Origin of the sequence: Pseudomonas sp. B10(2017) (assembly GCF_002113295.1) — a bacterium.
Taxonomy (GTDB): domain Bacteria; phylum Pseudomonadota; class Gammaproteobacteria; order Pseudomonadales; family Pseudomonadaceae; genus Aquipseudomonas; species Aquipseudomonas pudica.
In genome coordinates this window covers 1-14,015 of record NZ_NEJU01000014.1, presented here as the reverse complement: position 1 = coordinate 14,015, position 14,015 = coordinate 1, and the positions used below count along the sequence as shown (strand labels likewise).

Here is a 14,015-nt window from a genome sequence, read left to right as displayed (position 1 = left end):
CTCATTCACTCATACCCAGAAGGCTACGAGCGTACTCGCGCATCGGCGCGCCAAGCAAATCCTCCGGGGTTTTATCGTGGAACGTCAACAAACCGCCACGGCTCTTGATACGCGCAGTGTCGATCAGGTAGCGGGTGCTGGTTTCGATGAGCATCATCTGCACCACGCCGGTGTCCCAGCCCAGGCGGTCGACTGCCTGTTCGTCATACCACTCGTCGCCATTGCCGATACGATCGTCGGTGCGGGCGAAGCGGGTATACAGCACGTAGTCGGCACCCACCGAACGCGCCTGGGCGATGGCCTCTTCCAGGCCCAGTGGCCCTTGGGCGCGGCGCACCAGTGGGAAATACTCGACGAAGCTCTTGTAGGCCTGTTCGGCCACTGCGTTCTGCCGTGGCACAGGCCCCTTGCCCGGGGGCACGAATGCGCCCTGGCCGATGAAGATGAACGAATCGGGCTGCAGGCGGATCGACAGGGTGCGGCGGGTATCGCTGTGGTCCAACAGACCGGCATCGCTCATGTGGTAACGGACGCCCTCGCCCATATCGCTGACATTCATGCAACCGCCCAGCGCCAACAGCGCCAGCAGCAAAACCAGGCTACGCATCTTTCCTCCAATGGCCGGCGACGAAAAACCGGCGAATAGCCGGCGGATGCAGCTTTTGCGCCAGCTTCAGCCGCCGATCACCTTCATCACCATCACATCGCCGGAAAACGCCAGGTCCTGCTTGTCTGCCAGGGCCTTGACCAGCAGGCGCTGCAGGGCCGGCAGCGCCTGATGGCGCGGTTTTTCCAGCAGGTCGCCCACGAAATGGCGATTGCCCGACGACAGGCAGCCGTGCAGCCAACCCGTGGAGGACAGTCGCAGCCGCGAACAGGTGCGGCAGAACGGTACGCTTTCGTTGGCGATCACCCCGAAGTGGCCTTTGCCGGGTACCGCATAACGCAAGGCGGTGGCATCCAGCGGCGCGTCGACCTGAACGTAGGCATGCTTGCCAGCGATCAGTGCGAGCAGCTGGTCGAGGCCGACGAACTGTTGCAGGAAGGCGTTATGATCACGGGCCAGGTGGCCCATGCGCATGAGCTCGATGAAGCGCAGTTCGAAGCCGCGCTCAAGGCAGTAATCCAGCAGCGGCAGCACCTGATCGAGGTTGTGCCCACGCATCGGCACCATGTTCACCTTGATCTGCATACCCATGGCGTTGGCCTGCTCCATACCCGCCAGCACACTGGCCAGGTCGCCGCCCCGGGCGATACGGCGGAAGGCATGTGGGTCGAGTGTGTCGAGGGAAACGTTCAATCGGCGGATACCTGCCGCCTGCAACTGGGGCAACTTGCGCGTCAACAGCTGGCCATTGGTAGTCAGCGAGATATCGTCAAGGTCGAGCTTGGCCACGGCGGCCAGGAAAGCATCCAGGCGCGGACTGACCAATGGCTCACCGCCGGTAATGCGCAAGCGTTCGATGCCGGCGGCTTCGATCAGGTAGGCCACGCCACGGGCCAGGGCATCCGCCGGCAGTTCGTCCTGTGCTGCCACCAGGCGCTTGCCGTCTGGCACGCAGTAGGTGCAGGCATAATTACAGGCAGCCGTCAGGCTGACGCGCAGGTTGCGAAAACGCCTGCCTTGACGATCGACGATCATGAATGACTCCGGCATGGATGATGGGGGCTGGCAAAACCTGACTCATAAATCAGGTTTTTGCAAGCCCTATCCTTTTTGCCGCTTTCGGTGTCGCCGCGCTGTTGTGGAAGCAGGCATGTCAGTCATGGGGCTGCTGCGCAGCCCATCGCAGGCAAGCCAGCTCCCACAGGATCGCGCAACACTTGAGATCTGCGCTGTACATGTGGGAGCTGGCTTGCCTGCGATGGCCGCAAAGCGGCCCCAATAACGCTGACTGGCAGGCTTCAGGGAAAGCCTGCACTATCTCAGTTGGAAGGTTCCGGGTCGCGCTTGCGCTTGTTGCCCATGCGCACGCCGATGTCCATCAGGAACTGGAAGAAGCCTTCCTGATCCTCCAGCACATTGCTCCAGAACGGCGAGTGGTACAGCGCCACGGCGCCGTGCACCAGCGCCCAGGCAGCGCAATAATGGAAGTACGGCGGCACGTCCTCGAGCTTGCCTTCGCTGATACGGCCCTTGATCAGCTGGGTCAGGCGGTCGAAGTTGGAGGCACGGATGCTGTGCAGCTGTTCGACCATTTCCGGTACCTGGTTGCCCTTGACCACCTTTTCTTCCAGGCGGTCGAACAGCCGGTACCGCTGCGGATCGCGCATGCGGAACTCGAAGTAGGCTCGCGACAGGGCTTCCTTGTCGCGGTCGACGTCGGCCGAATGCAACAGCGCGTTCAGGTCGCGCTCGTAATCGAGCATCAGGCGCAGGTAGATCTCCGCCTTGGACTTGAAGTGCTTGTAGATCGTGCCTTTGCCGATGCCCACGGCGTCAGCGATCATCTCGACGGTGACGCTGTCTTCCCCCTGTTCGAGAAACAGTTTGAGCGCGGTGTCGAGGATTTCCTGTTCGCGACGGCGAAACTCACGGACCTTACGAGGTTCTTTCTGCATAGGAAGGACTGGATGACAATCGAAGCGGTTTATTATGCCTAACTTGCAAGAAATTGCACGGATCATCCACGCATGTCTGTGTTTCACGATGCTTACGGCCATGCGATGCGGGAGGAATGAAACGTTGGCGTATTCCAAATCTGTTTAAAAAACGATCAATATGCACTGGCACTGCACCAAAGCTGGCCAATACTTGAAGTGTTGGCGCGGCGCATCCCCCCAAGTGGCGCGCCGATAAAGGTGCTCAGGGACCGCGTACCTTTGTTTTACTCCTAATGGTCTTAACCCGGATTCCCCCCCCAGAACCCGGGTTTTTTTTGCTTACGTGACGGGCCGCCCACTCGAGGCTCGTGCTGAGCTTTTGATCTTGCTCTGGCTTTTGATCTTGCTTTTGATCTTGATCTTCGCGACTTCAGGAGGCCGAGCGAAGGGATTGCGCGCTTAAAAGCAAAAGCCGAAGCAAGAGCAAGAGCGCTCAGGCGTTGTATTGTGAAGAGTTGCTGTCAGGCCACCCGCGCCAACGGGAACAAGCGCTTGAAGTTGGCAGTGGTCTGTTCGGCCAATTGCTCATAACTGGCCCCGCGCAACGAAGCCACATACTCGGCCACCTCACGCACGTACTGCGGCAGGTTCGGCTTGCCCCGATGCGGGATCGGCGCCAGATACGGCGAATCCGTTTCCACCAGCAGCCGATCGACCGGCACCTGCCGCGCCACTTCACGCAGGGCATCGGCATTGCGGAAGGTAACGATGCCAGACAACGAAATGTAATACCCCAGGTCCAGCGCCGCCTTGGCCATGTCCCAGTCTTCGGTGAAGCAGTGCAGCACGCCGGCCTGCGGCAGGTTGGCCTCGCGCAGCAGCGCCAGGGTATCGGCACGCGCCGCACGGGTATGCACGATCACCGGCTTGCCGGTCTGCCGCGAGGCCTCCAGGTGCAGGCGGAACGAGGCTTGCTGCAGCTCGGCTGCTTCCGGCTCGTAGTGGTAATCCAGCCCGGTTTCACCAATCGCCACCACATGTGGGTGAGCGAGCTCGCGCAGCAGCCATTCCAGCGCCGGCGTTTCGCCCGGCGCAAGATCCAGCGGGTGCACGCCCACCGAGCAATCGACATCGGCGTAGCGCTCGCTCAGCGCCTTAACCGCACCAGCATTCTCGGCGCTGACGCCAATACACAGGAAATGCCCGACCCCGCGCTCACGCGCCGCCTGCAGGGCAGCATCGAGGGAGCCCTGGTGGGCGCTCAGGTCCAGACGGTCAAGATGGCAATGGGAATCTACAAGCATGGGATAACGGCACACATGAAAAAATGAAAATCAGCGGGCGCCCGGCAACTGCAGCCAGTGGGCCAGCAGCGATTCAAGCAGCAGGGCGCGGTTGAGGTTGGCCTTGCCCAGAACCTTCTGGCGCTGCTCCAGGATCCACGCCTGCACCTCCAGCACCTTGGCCTGGCGGCTCTTCTGCGCCAGGTACTGCACCACCTTGCGCATATCGGCCAAGCCTAGCCCCTCCTCGTCCTGGGTCAATTGGTAGCGCAGGATCAGATGCGCCCAATCGCAGAACCAGTCGAACAGCAGCAACAGCGGCACGCCGTTCCAGGCATCGGCCAGCTGGCTGGGCGATTGCTGCTGCTTCAGCAGCTTCTTCACCCCGTCGGTGACCAGCGCGCGCTGCTCGCGCACGCCTTGGGCCTGCAAGCTGACCGCCATCAGCGGCGAACCGGCAGCCAGGGTCAGCAACTCGTCGCGCTCGGCCTCGTCACTGTCGGGCAGCGCGCCGGCCAGCCAGGCCTGGCTCTGGGCCAGGCTGGGCTGGGGGCAGGCGACCTGCTGGCAACGGCTCTTGATGGTCGGCAACAGGCGGCTGGGCTGGTGGGTAACCAACAGCAACACGGTATCGCCGGAGGGTTCTTCGAGGCTCTTGAGCAGGGCGTTGGAGGCGTTGACGTTCATCGCTTCCACCGGCTCGATCAGTACCACCTTGCGCCCACCCAACTGCGCGGTCTGCACCACAAAGGCCACCAACTCGCGCACCTGGTCGACCTTGATCGGTTTGTCGGCTTCTTCGGGCTCGAGGACGAAGTTGTCCGGGTGGCTACCAGCCTTGAGCAGCAGGCAGGACTTGCACCCGCCACAGGCCTCCATACCCTGGGGCTGCTGGCACAGCAGGCGGGCCATCAGGCGCTCGGCCAAGGCCCGCTTGCCGATACCCTGCGGCCCATGCAGCAGGTAGGCGTGAGCGTGCTGGCTGCGACCGGCCAGTTGCTGCCAGAGGGCCTGCTGCCAGGGATAGGCCTCAGCCACGGCAACGCTCCACGATGCCTGGTAGCAACGCATCGATGGAACGTTGCACGGCCTCCAGAGGTTGGGCGGCGTCGAGCAGGCTATAGCGCTGTGGTTCGCGGTTGGCGCGCTGCAGGTAGGCCTGACGCACCGCTTCGAAGAACGCCTGGCCTTCCTGCTCGAAACGGTCCAGGCGGCCGCGCGCGGCTGCGCGGGCCAGGCCCACTTCGACCGGCAGGTCGAAGACCAGGGTCAGGTCCGGGCGCAAATCGCCCTGGACGAATTGCTCCAGGGTGGCGATACGCTCGACAGGCAAACCGCGCCCGCCGCCCTGATAGGCGTATGTGGCATCGGTAAACCTGTCACACAAGACAACCGCCCCGCGGGCCAGTGCCGGCCGGATCACCTGCGCCAGGTGCTGGGCACGCGCAGCGAACACCAGCAACAGTTCGGTGTCGGCCGCCATGCTTTCATCGCTGGGCGCCAGCAGCAGCTCGCGCACCTTTTCGGCCAGCGGCGTGCCGCCGGGCTCACGGGTCAGCACCACGTCCAGGCCCTGCTCGCACAGGCGCGCAGCCAGGTAGTCGCGGTTGGTGCTCTTGCCCGCGCCTTCGGGGCCTTCCAAAGTAATAAACAAGCCGCTCACAGGCAGTCCTTAATGTTGTTCGTCAGGCAGCGGCCGTTCGGCCGCTTGCGCGCCGCCGGCAGGAGCGTCCTGCACAGGCGGCTGGTCGGGCGCTGGCTGCGCTGTAGATTCATCGGCAGGCGCCTCGGGCTGTTCGGCCTCGTCGACACTTGGTTGTGTTTGTGGCTGCGGCTCTGACTGCGATTGCGGCGCGGGGCTGGAACGGTAGTCCGCACGGCGCTTGAGCTGGAACTCGCGCACCGCCGAGTTGTGGTCGTCGAGGTCGTCGGAAAACACGTGGCTGCCATCGCCACGGGCGACGAAGTACAGGCTTGTGCCATCGGCCGGGTTGAGCGCCGCGTGAATCGCTTCGCGACCGACCATGGCGATCGGGGTCGGCGGCAGGCCGGTGATGGTGTAGGTGTTATAGGGCGTCGGCTCGCGCAGGTCGGCGCGGGTGATCTTGCCGTTGTAGCGCTCACCCATGCCGTAGATCACCGTCGGGTCAGTCTGCAGCATCATGCCCAGGCGCAGGCGCCGCACGAAAACGCCAGCAATCTGCCCGCGCTCCTGGGGAATGCCGGTTTCCTTTTCTACCAGCGAGGCCATGATCAGCGCCTGGTACGGGTCACGGTATGGCAGGTCGGCTGTGCGCTCGGCCCATTCCTTGGCCAGCACTTCATCCAGGCGCATATAGGCCTGCTGCAGCAGTTCGACGTCGCTCATGCCGCGCACGAAGCGGTAGGTGTCCGGGAAGAAGCGCCCCTCGGGGAACACACCGGTATGGCCGAGCTTGTCCATCACTTCCGAATCGGACAGCCCATCCAGCGTGTGCTTGATCTTTTCATGCTTGGCCACGGCCGAACGCACCTGGCGGAAGGTCCAGCCTTCGACCAGGGTCAGGTTGTACTGCACCACGTCGGCCCGACGCCAGGCATCGAACAACTGCTCCACGGTCATGCCTGGGGTCAGGCGGTACTCGCCGGTGTGCAGGGGGGTGCCGGCCATGTTGAAGCGCCAGTACAGGCGCAACCAGACGGCGTCGTCGAGCAACCCTTCGTTCTGCATGCGATAGAACATGCGGTTGGGGGTGGTGCCATTGGGCACGTCGAGCAGGCGCTCCTGCGTCACGTGCAGGGGCTGCTCCAGGACCGAGTTGACCTTCCAGGCCGACCAGCCCACGGCGAGGCCGGCGAGGATCAAGCCCATTTCCAGCAGCAGCAGGAATTTACGTCTCACGAATTCAGGTTTCCAGTAACGTACGGGCAACGGCCTGCAGTTTACGGGTGAGCGGGCCCGGCGACCAGTTTAGCGCGGCAACGCCACGCACAGGCCAGACACCGTAGACGCTGTTGCAGACAAATACTTCATCTGCCTGCTCCAGCGCGTCGAACGGCAGGTCGCAGACCTGCACCGGGATGCCCAGCAGCGCTGCCTGTTCCAGCAACGCGGCCCGCATCACGCCAGCGACGCCACAGCGGCTGAGGTCGGCCGTGAACAGCACGCCATCGCGCACCAGGAACAGATTGCTGTACACCCCTTCGATCACCCTGCCCTGCCCATCACGCATCAGGCCTTCGGCATGTTCGCTGCCCTGCCATTCGGCACGGGCCAGCACCTGCTCCAGGCGGTTGAGGTGTTTGAGGCCGGCCAGCAGCGGTTGTTCCCCAAGCCGGGTCTGGCAGGGGAACAGGCACACGCCGTGCTCGGCATGTTCGACAGGATAGCTGGGCAACGGGCTGCCCTGCAGGATACGGCGCGGCGCGGCACCGGCAACCGGCGCGTAACCGCGCTGGCTGTCGCCACGAGTAAGGATGAGTTTGGCTACGCCATCACCGAGTTGGTTGGCGTAGCGCAGGAGCTCGTCGCGCACCAGCGCCAGGTCGGCATTGATCGCCAGGCGCTGGCAGCCCAGCGCCAGGCGTGCGAGATGGCCGTCCAGCAGGCTGGGCCGGCCCCCGCGCACGGCGATGGTCTCGAACAGCCCATCGCCGTAGGCCAGGCCGCGGTTCTGCAGGTTGATTGCAGCCGCCGGCTGGCCATCGATCCAGCTTTGCATCAACCGGCGAACCGGCGGAATACCAGCGAACCGTTGGTACCGCCAAAGCCGAACGAGTTGGACAGCACCACATCGATTGGCATGCTGCGCGCCTGGTGCGGTACGAAGTCGAGGTCGCAGCCCTCGTCCGGCTCGTCCAGGTTGATGGTGGGCGGAGCCATCTGGCTGTTGATCGCCAGCACGCTGAAGATCGCTTCCACGGCACCGGCGGCGCCCAGCAGGTGACCGGTCATCGACTTGGTCGAGCTGACCGCCAGCTTGTAGGCATGCTCACCGAACACACGCTTGATCGCCGCCACTTCGGCCACGTCGCCAGCAGGGGTCGAGGTGCCATGGGCGTTGATGTAGCTGACCTCTTCCGGCTGGATGCCGGCATCACGCAAGGCGTTGGCCATGCAACGGGCAGCGCCTTCGCCGGTGTCGGGTGGCGAAGTCATGTGATAGGCGTCACCGCTCATGCCGAAGCCGACCAGCTCGGCATAGATGGTCGCGCCGCGGGCCTTGGCGTGCTCCAGCTCTTCGAGCACCAGGGCACCGGCACCGTCGGAAAGCACGAAGCCGTCACGGCCCTTGTCCCACGGACGGCTGGCCCGGGTCGGCTCGTCGTTGCGAGTGGACAGCGCGCGGGAGGCACCGAAGCCGCCCATGCCCAGGCCGCAGGCGGCCATTTCGGCGCCGCCGGCGATCATCACATCGGCTTCACCGTAGGCGATGTTGCGCGCGGCCATGCCGATGCAGTGCGTACCAGTGGTGCAGGCAGTGGCAATGGCGTAGTTCGGCCCCTGCAGCCCCAGGTGGATCGACAGGAACCCGGAGATCATGTTGATGATCGAGCCCGGCACGAAGAACGGCGAAATACGACGCGGCCCCGAATCGTGCAGGGTGCGGCTGGTTTCTTCGATGTTGGTCAGGCCGCCGATACCCGAGCCCATGGCCACGCCAATACGCTGGCGGTTGGCGTCGGTGACCTCCAGGCCGGCATTACGCACCGCCTGAAACCCGGCCGCCAGGCCATACTGGATGAACAGGTCGAGCTTGCGGGCCTCTTTGGCCGACAGGTATTGCTCGACCTCGAAGCCTTTCACCGAGCCGCCAAAACGGGTGGAGTAGGCAGACAGGTCCGTGTGTTCGATCGGACCGATGCCACTGCGGCCAGCCAGAATGCCCTGCCAGGTGCTCGGTACATCAGTACCCAGTGGCGACAGCATACCCATACCGGTGACCACGACGCGTCTACGCGACACAGTACTCTCCTTTTCTAATGACAGAGTTTCTTGCCATTGCATTCAAGCAATGGAATGAAATGGCAACAAGCTCTTGGTACCCGGTGAACGAGACCGACCTGCAAAACGCAGGGTGCTCGCAAAGAAAAAACCGCACGCCGGCAAAGGCAGTGCGGTTTTTCCCGACAAGAAGCGTCGACTACAGCGTCTTAGGCCTGGTGGGCTTTGACGTAGTCTACGGCAGCTTGAACGGTAGTGATCTTCTCGGCTTCTTCGTCAGGGATTTCGGTCTCGAATTCCTCTTCCAGAGCCATCACCAGCTCAACGGTGTCAAGCGAATCGGCACCCAGGTCATCGACGAAGGACTTCTCGAGAGTCACTTCCTCTTCCTTGACGCCCAGTTGCTCGGCGACGATTTTCTTGACGCGTTCTTCGATGGTGCTCATACCTAGTTTTCACTCCTAATGGACATATGTCAGGCAGCTGGCCGGTGGCTAATTTTATAGAAAGACGTTCGCTTTTCAAGCTAAACGCACCTTCACACCAGTCACCACACCCGCTGCCTGGAATCTGGTTGCAGCTTTATAACGGATTTTAGGCTCGCAGTATGACTCTTTTTTTACGAAATCCGTCACATTGAGTTGCAGTATTACATGTACATCCCGCCGTTGACCGGCACGGTGGCGCCGGTTACGTAGGCTGCGCCGTCGGATGCCAGGAACGAAACCACCTTGGCGATTTCGTCGGCCTGGCCCAGGCGGCCCAGCGGGATCTGGGTCTGCAGGGCTTCGCGCTGCGCCTCTGGCAGCTCGCGGGTCATGTCGGTGTCAATGAAGCCCGGGGTCACCGAGTTGACGGTGATGCCACGCGAGCCCACTTCACGCGCCAGGGCGCGGCTGAAGCCTTCAAGCCCGGCCTTGGCGGCCGCGTAGTTGGCCTGGCCAGCGTTGCCCATGGCACCGACGACCGAGCCGATGCTGATGATACGACCCCAACGTGCCTTGGTCATGCCACGCAGCACACCCTTGGACAGACGGTAGAGGCTGTTCAGGTTGGTATCGATCACATCGAACCACTCGTCGTCCTTCATGCGCAGCATGAGGTTGTCACGGGTGATACCGGCGTTGTTGACCAGGATGGCCGGTGCGCCGAACTGCTCGCCGATGGCGGCCAGCACAGCTTCAACCGATTCGGCGCTGGTCACGTTCAATTCCATGCCGGTACCGGTGATGCCGTGTTCTTTCAGGGTGGCAGCAATGCGCTCGGCGCCGGAAGCCGAAGTGGCGGTGCCGATCACGGTCGCGCCCTGGCGGCCCAGCTCGAGGGCGATGGCCTGGCCAATGCCACGGCTGGCGCCGGTGACCAGTGCAACTTTACCTTGCAGGCTCATGCAAGCTTCTCCAAATCAGGCCAGTGCCGCGCGGGTGGCGGCGACGGCGTCAGGGGTATTGAGGTTGTAGGTGGTCACGCCATCGGCGCAACGCTTGTTCAGGCCGGCGAGGACCTTGCCCGGGCCGCACTCGACCAGGTTGACCGCACCGTTGGCGGCCAGGGTCTGCACGCACTCGACCCAGCGCACTGGCTGGTACAGCTGCGCCAGCAGGTCGTGCTTGAGAGCATCGAGGTCGGCAGCTACTGCGGCAGTAACGTTCTGCACCACCGGAATTTGCGGGGCCTTCCACTCGATGGCGTTGACCGCGTCGGCAAAGCGCTCGGCAGCAGGCTTCATCAGCGCGCAGTGCGACGGCACGCTGACCGCCAGCGGCAGGGCGCGCTTGGCACCCTTGGCCTTGCACAGCTCGATGGCGCGATCGACGGCGGCCTTGTTGCCGGCGATGACCACCTGGCCTGGCGAGTTGAAGTTGACCGCGCTGACCACCTGGTCTTCGGCCGCTTCGGCGCAGATTTGCACGACCACGGCGTCGTCCAGGCCGAGAATGGCGGCCATGGCGCCATGGCCGGCCGGCACGGCTTCCTGCATCAGCTGGCCACGGCGCTCGACCAGGCGCACGGCATCTTTCAGGCTCAGGCTGCCGGCGGCAACCAGGGCACTGTATTCACCCAGGCTGTGGCCAGAGACGAAGGCCGGCCTGGCACCGCCCTCTTCCAGCCACAGGCGCCACAGCGCGATGGACGCGGTGAGGATGGCCGGCTGGGTCTTGTCGGTCTGGTTGAGTTGCTCTTCCGGGCCTTCCTGGACCAGCTTCCACAGGTCGTAACCGAGTGCCTCGGACGCTTCCTTGAAGGTTTCGATGATCACTGGCTTCTCGGCGCCGAGCTCGGCGAGCATGCCCAGCGACTGGGAACCTTGACCGGGAAAGACGAATGCGAGAGATGCAGACATTGAACAAGCCCTTATGATCTTGTCGTCGGATAGGGTGCGCCAGGCCCTGGGCCAGGCGCGGAATCTGAAAGCTTGGATGAAGACGCAGACCAAGCGGTCACATTTAAGCACTTCATCGTCGATATGCCTAAGGCCTTTATTCCTTCGGCACTGGCCCTTTCGCGGGAAAACCTGCTCCCGCAGGGTTACCACAGGCCTGAACAAGTTTGCCCGCGAACGGGCCGGCACAGGCTACAACAGCAGGTCCTCGAGCCGCCCATGCAAGCGCTGCGGCAGGTTTTCCTGGATCTCGATCAACGCCCGCTGGATGGCACTCTGGAAGCCCTGCACCCCCGCCGAACCATGGCTCTTGATGACGATGCCCTGCAACCCCAGGAAACTCGCGCCATTGTGCCGCGCCGGTGCGAGGTCGGCCTGCAGGCGCTTGAGCAGCGGCATGGCCACAGCTCCGGCTGCCCGCGACAACACGCCCCCCTTGAACAACTGCTCGATGCGCGCGCCGATCATCGTCGCCAACCCCTCGCTCGACTTGAGCAGGATGTTGCCGACGAACCCGTCGCACACAACCACATCAGCTTCGCCGCGATACAACCCGTCACCTTCGACGAAGCCTATGTAGTTGAGCCCGCGGGCATTCTGCAACAGGCTGGCCGCCAGCTTGACCTGCTGGTTGCCCTTGATGTCCTCGGTACCGATGTTCAGCAGTGCCACGCGCGGCCGCTGCACGCCCAGGGCCTGGGCGGCCACCGAGCCCATCACCGCGAACTGGTAGAGGTTCTCGGCGCTGCAGTCGACGTTGGCACCAAGGTCGAGCAACTGGCAGTAACCGGTCTGGGTCGGGATCGCCGCCACCATGGCCGGCCGGTCGATACCCGGCAGTGTCTTGAGCACGAAACGCGAGAGCGCCATCAGCGCCCCGGTATTGCCGGCGCTGACGCAAGCCTGCGCCTTGCCGTCACGCACCAGTTCGAGGGCGATGCGCATCGACGAGTCCGGCTTACCGCGCAACGCCTGGGATGGCCGCTCGTCCATGCCGATCACCTCGCTGGCGGCCACGATTTGCAGGCGCGCGCGATCCGCAGCCGCAAGGCCGCTGACAAGATCTTCAAGGAGGGAGGGTTGACCGACGAGGGTCAGGTGCAGCGAGGGGGTAGCCGAAAGGCAGGCAATGCTAGCCTGGACAATGCTGCGGGGACCGAAGTCCCCGCCCATTGCGTCGATCGCGATGATCTGAGCGGACAAGGATTACTCGTCAGCGCCCTTGTCGATCACTTTGCGACCACGGTATACGCCTTCTGGCGAAACGTGGTGACGCAGGTGTACTTCACCGGTGGTTTTCTCTACCGACAGCGCGTTTTCCGACAGGGCGTCGTGCGAACGGCGCATGTCACGGGCAGAGCGGGATTTTTTGTTCTGCTGAACAGCCATAATTGATTAACTCCTAAACGTTTGGGTCACGCTTTAACTGCGCCAAAACACTGAACGGGTTGGACCGCGATACCTCGTCCTTGCTCGATTCGGGCTCGTCTGCGCCCGCCGGCTGCTGGCATTCTTCCGGATGATGAGCAGGCACGATTGGCAAGGCGAGCAAAAGCTCCTCTTCGATCAATGCCTGCAGATCCAAAGGATCTTCGCCCAGTTCCAGCACGTCATAGCCTTTCGGCAACGACTGGGTATTCGCACCCTCCTTCACCACAGCGTATGTACATTCGCTGTGGATCGGCAGGGTGACCAGCTCAAGACAACGCTGGCAAACCATCTTGACTTCGACATCCAGCTCGCTGTGGATAACCACCACGTGCTGTTCATCTCGTTCAAAATCGAACTTCGCCTGCACCGTACCGACATTGTCGGAAAGCGGGTCGCAGAGTCTTTCCAAATCAGCGAGCTGCAGCGAACCGTTAAGGGTTACGCCACGATCGGCTAATTTGCGCGGGTCAACGTGAGGTGGAATCGGGTCATTCAACATAGGCGCAGCATTCTAGGGATGCCCCCCGCCCCTGTCAAAGGAAATTCGGCGGCATCGTGCGTGATAGAATTTGTTCAACCGAATCAGGAGTCTACCATGCTTCCTCTGTTACTGGCTTCCAGCTCTGCCTACCGCCGCGAACTGCTCGCGCGCCTGCGCCTGCCCTTCACCTGGGCAAGCCCCGATATAGACGAGCGGCGCCTGGACGACGAACCGGCGGTGGAACTGGTGCGCCGGCTGGCCAGGCAAAAAGCCGAGGCCCTGGCGGGCAGCCACCCCGGGCACCTGATCATCGGCTCGGACCAGGTTGCGGTGCTGGGCGAGCAGGTACTGGGCAAGCCGCACACCTTCGAGCGGGCCTGCGAGCAGCTGCTGGAGTGCAGCGGGCAGCAGGTAAGCTTTCTGACCGGGCTGGCATTGCTGAACAGCGCCACCGGGCACTGCCAGGTGGACTGCGTGCCGTTTACCGTGACCCTGCGCGAACTGGACCGGGAGCGAGTGGAACGCTATGTGACGGCAGAACAGCCGCTGGACTGTGCCGGCAGCTTCAAGGCCGAGGGGCTGGGAGTGAGCCTGTTCCAGAGCACGCACGGGTGCGATGCGACCAGCCTGATCGGGCTGCCGCTGATTAGATTGGTGGATATGTTGACCAGGGAAGGGGTGGTGATTCCCTGAGATTTTGGGGCCGCGCTGCGGCCCTTCGCGGGCACGCCCGCTCCCACAGGCGTGTCGCAGCCTGCGAGTTTGGACTGCCCCCAAGAAGTTGGACACCAATCCAACCCTTGGGGGATCTATGGGTAAATACACAGAGCAGTTCAAGCTCACGACTATCACCGCTTACCTAGAGGGCAACCGGGGCTTTCGCAAGGTGGCACAACACTTTGGCATCGATTTCAGCCTGCTTCGGCGCTGGGTTGCTGGCTACCAAGTCGGTGCCAGCCTCAGCCCTCG

17 protein-coding genes are annotated in these 14,015 nt (G+C 62.9%); 2 read left to right on the top strand and 15 right to left on the bottom strand.

What is annotated here, in order from left to right; translation table 11 throughout:
• Position 1: 1 nt before the first annotated feature.
• The 15 genes from CAF92_RS17270 to CAF92_RS17200 all read right to left on the bottom strand — a co-directional run bounded on the left by CAF92_RS17270 (position 2) and on the right by CAF92_RS17200 (position 13,064).
• On the bottom strand, positions 2–607 hold the full coding sequence (locus CAF92_RS17270; protein WP_046616991.1) for a DUF4823 domain-containing protein: 606 nt from the start codon (positions 605–607) through the stop codon (positions 2–4).
• Between the two features lie 66 nt (positions 608–673).
• Positions 674–1,642, bottom strand: a complete 969-nt coding sequence (locus CAF92_RS17265) for a GTP 3',8-cyclase MoaA (RefSeq protein ID WP_046616992.1) — start codon at positions 1,640–1,642, stop codon at positions 674–676.
• Positions 1,643–1,926: 284 nt separating this feature from the next.
• A complete protein-coding gene (locus CAF92_RS17260; protein ID WP_003260720.1) occupies positions 1,927–2,562 on the bottom strand; it encodes a TetR/AcrR family transcriptional regulator in 636 nt (211 codons plus the stop codon).
• Between the two features lie 503 nt (positions 2,563–3,065).
• Positions 3,066–3,848 (bottom strand): TatD family hydrolase, encoded by a 783-nt coding sequence (locus CAF92_RS17255; RefSeq protein ID WP_046616993.1) that lies wholly within the window; start codon positions 3,846–3,848, stop codon positions 3,066–3,068.
• A gap of 30 nt (positions 3,849–3,878) precedes the next feature.
• Complete coding sequence (locus CAF92_RS17250) at positions 3,879–4,865, bottom strand: DNA polymerase III subunit delta' (RefSeq protein ID WP_085601469.1); 987 nt, start codon at positions 4,863–4,865, stop codon at positions 3,879–3,881.
• Positions 4,858–5,490: a dTMP kinase gene (gene tmk / locus CAF92_RS17245; RefSeq protein WP_046616995.1), complete on the bottom strand. Its 633-nt coding sequence runs from the start codon at positions 5,488–5,490 to the stop codon at positions 4,858–4,860. The genes CAF92_RS17250 and tmk overlap by 8 nt, the downstream gene beginning before the upstream one ends.
• A gap of 9 nt (positions 5,491–5,499) precedes the next feature.
• Entirely contained in the window at positions 5,500–6,708 is a 1,209-nt protein-coding gene (gene mltG, locus CAF92_RS17240) for an endolytic transglycosylase MltG (RefSeq protein WP_085601468.1), read from the bottom strand.
• Positions 6,709–6,712: 4 nt separating this feature from the next.
• Positions 6,713–7,528 (bottom strand): aminodeoxychorismate lyase, encoded by an 816-nt coding sequence (pabC, locus tag CAF92_RS17235; RefSeq protein WP_085601467.1) that lies wholly within the window; start codon positions 7,526–7,528, stop codon positions 6,713–6,715.
• Positions 7,528–8,772 carry a beta-ketoacyl-ACP synthase II gene (gene fabF, locus CAF92_RS17230; protein ID WP_015269411.1) on the bottom strand — a complete coding sequence of 415 codons (1,245 nt, stop codon included), beginning with the start codon at positions 8,770–8,772 and terminating at the stop codon, positions 7,528–7,530. The genes pabC and fabF overlap by 1 nt, the downstream gene beginning before the upstream one ends.
• A gap of 188 nt (positions 8,773–8,960) precedes the next feature.
• The gene (gene acpP / locus CAF92_RS17225) at positions 8,961–9,197 is read right to left on the bottom strand and encodes an acyl carrier protein (protein WP_013971576.1); all 237 of its coding nucleotides are present in this window, start codon (positions 9,195–9,197) and stop codon (positions 8,961–8,963) included.
• Positions 9,198–9,400: 203 nt separating this feature from the next.
• Positions 9,401–10,141 carry a 3-oxoacyl-ACP reductase FabG gene (gene fabG / locus CAF92_RS17220; RefSeq protein ID WP_003247160.1) on the bottom strand — a complete coding sequence of 247 codons (741 nt, stop codon included), beginning with the start codon at positions 10,139–10,141 and terminating at the stop codon, positions 9,401–9,403.
• Between the two features lie 15 nt (positions 10,142–10,156).
• Positions 10,157–11,095: an ACP S-malonyltransferase gene (fabD, locus tag CAF92_RS17215; RefSeq protein WP_085601466.1), complete on the bottom strand. Its 939-nt coding sequence runs from the start codon at positions 11,093–11,095 to the stop codon at positions 10,157–10,159.
• 231 nt (positions 11,096–11,326) lie between these two features.
• The gene (gene plsX / locus CAF92_RS17210; protein WP_023661403.1) at positions 11,327–12,337 is read right to left on the bottom strand and encodes a phosphate acyltransferase PlsX; all 1,011 of its coding nucleotides are present in this window, start codon (positions 12,335–12,337) and stop codon (positions 11,327–11,329) included.
• Between the two features lie 3 nt (positions 12,338–12,340).
• A complete protein-coding gene (gene rpmF, locus CAF92_RS17205) occupies positions 12,341–12,523 on the bottom strand; it encodes a 50S ribosomal protein L32 (protein WP_010223221.1) in 183 nt (60 codons plus the stop codon).
• 13 nt (positions 12,524–12,536) lie between these two features.
• Entirely contained in the window at positions 12,537–13,064 is a 528-nt protein-coding gene (locus CAF92_RS17200; protein WP_012313431.1) for a YceD family protein, read from the bottom strand.
• 96 nt (positions 13,065–13,160) lie between these two features.
• On the opposite strand from CAF92_RS17200, the gene CAF92_RS17195 reads away from it, so the two are divergent.
• Together CAF92_RS17195 and CAF92_RS17190 are read left to right on the top strand one after the other, a co-directional pair.
• On the top strand, positions 13,161–13,739 hold the full coding sequence (locus tag CAF92_RS17195) for a nucleoside triphosphate pyrophosphatase (protein WP_085601465.1): 579 nt from the start codon (positions 13,161–13,163) through the stop codon (positions 13,737–13,739).
• Between the two features lie 118 nt (positions 13,740–13,857).
• Positions 13,858–14,015: transposase (locus tag CAF92_RS17190; protein ID WP_143516153.1), on the top strand; the 158-nt coding region annotated here is incomplete at its 3' end.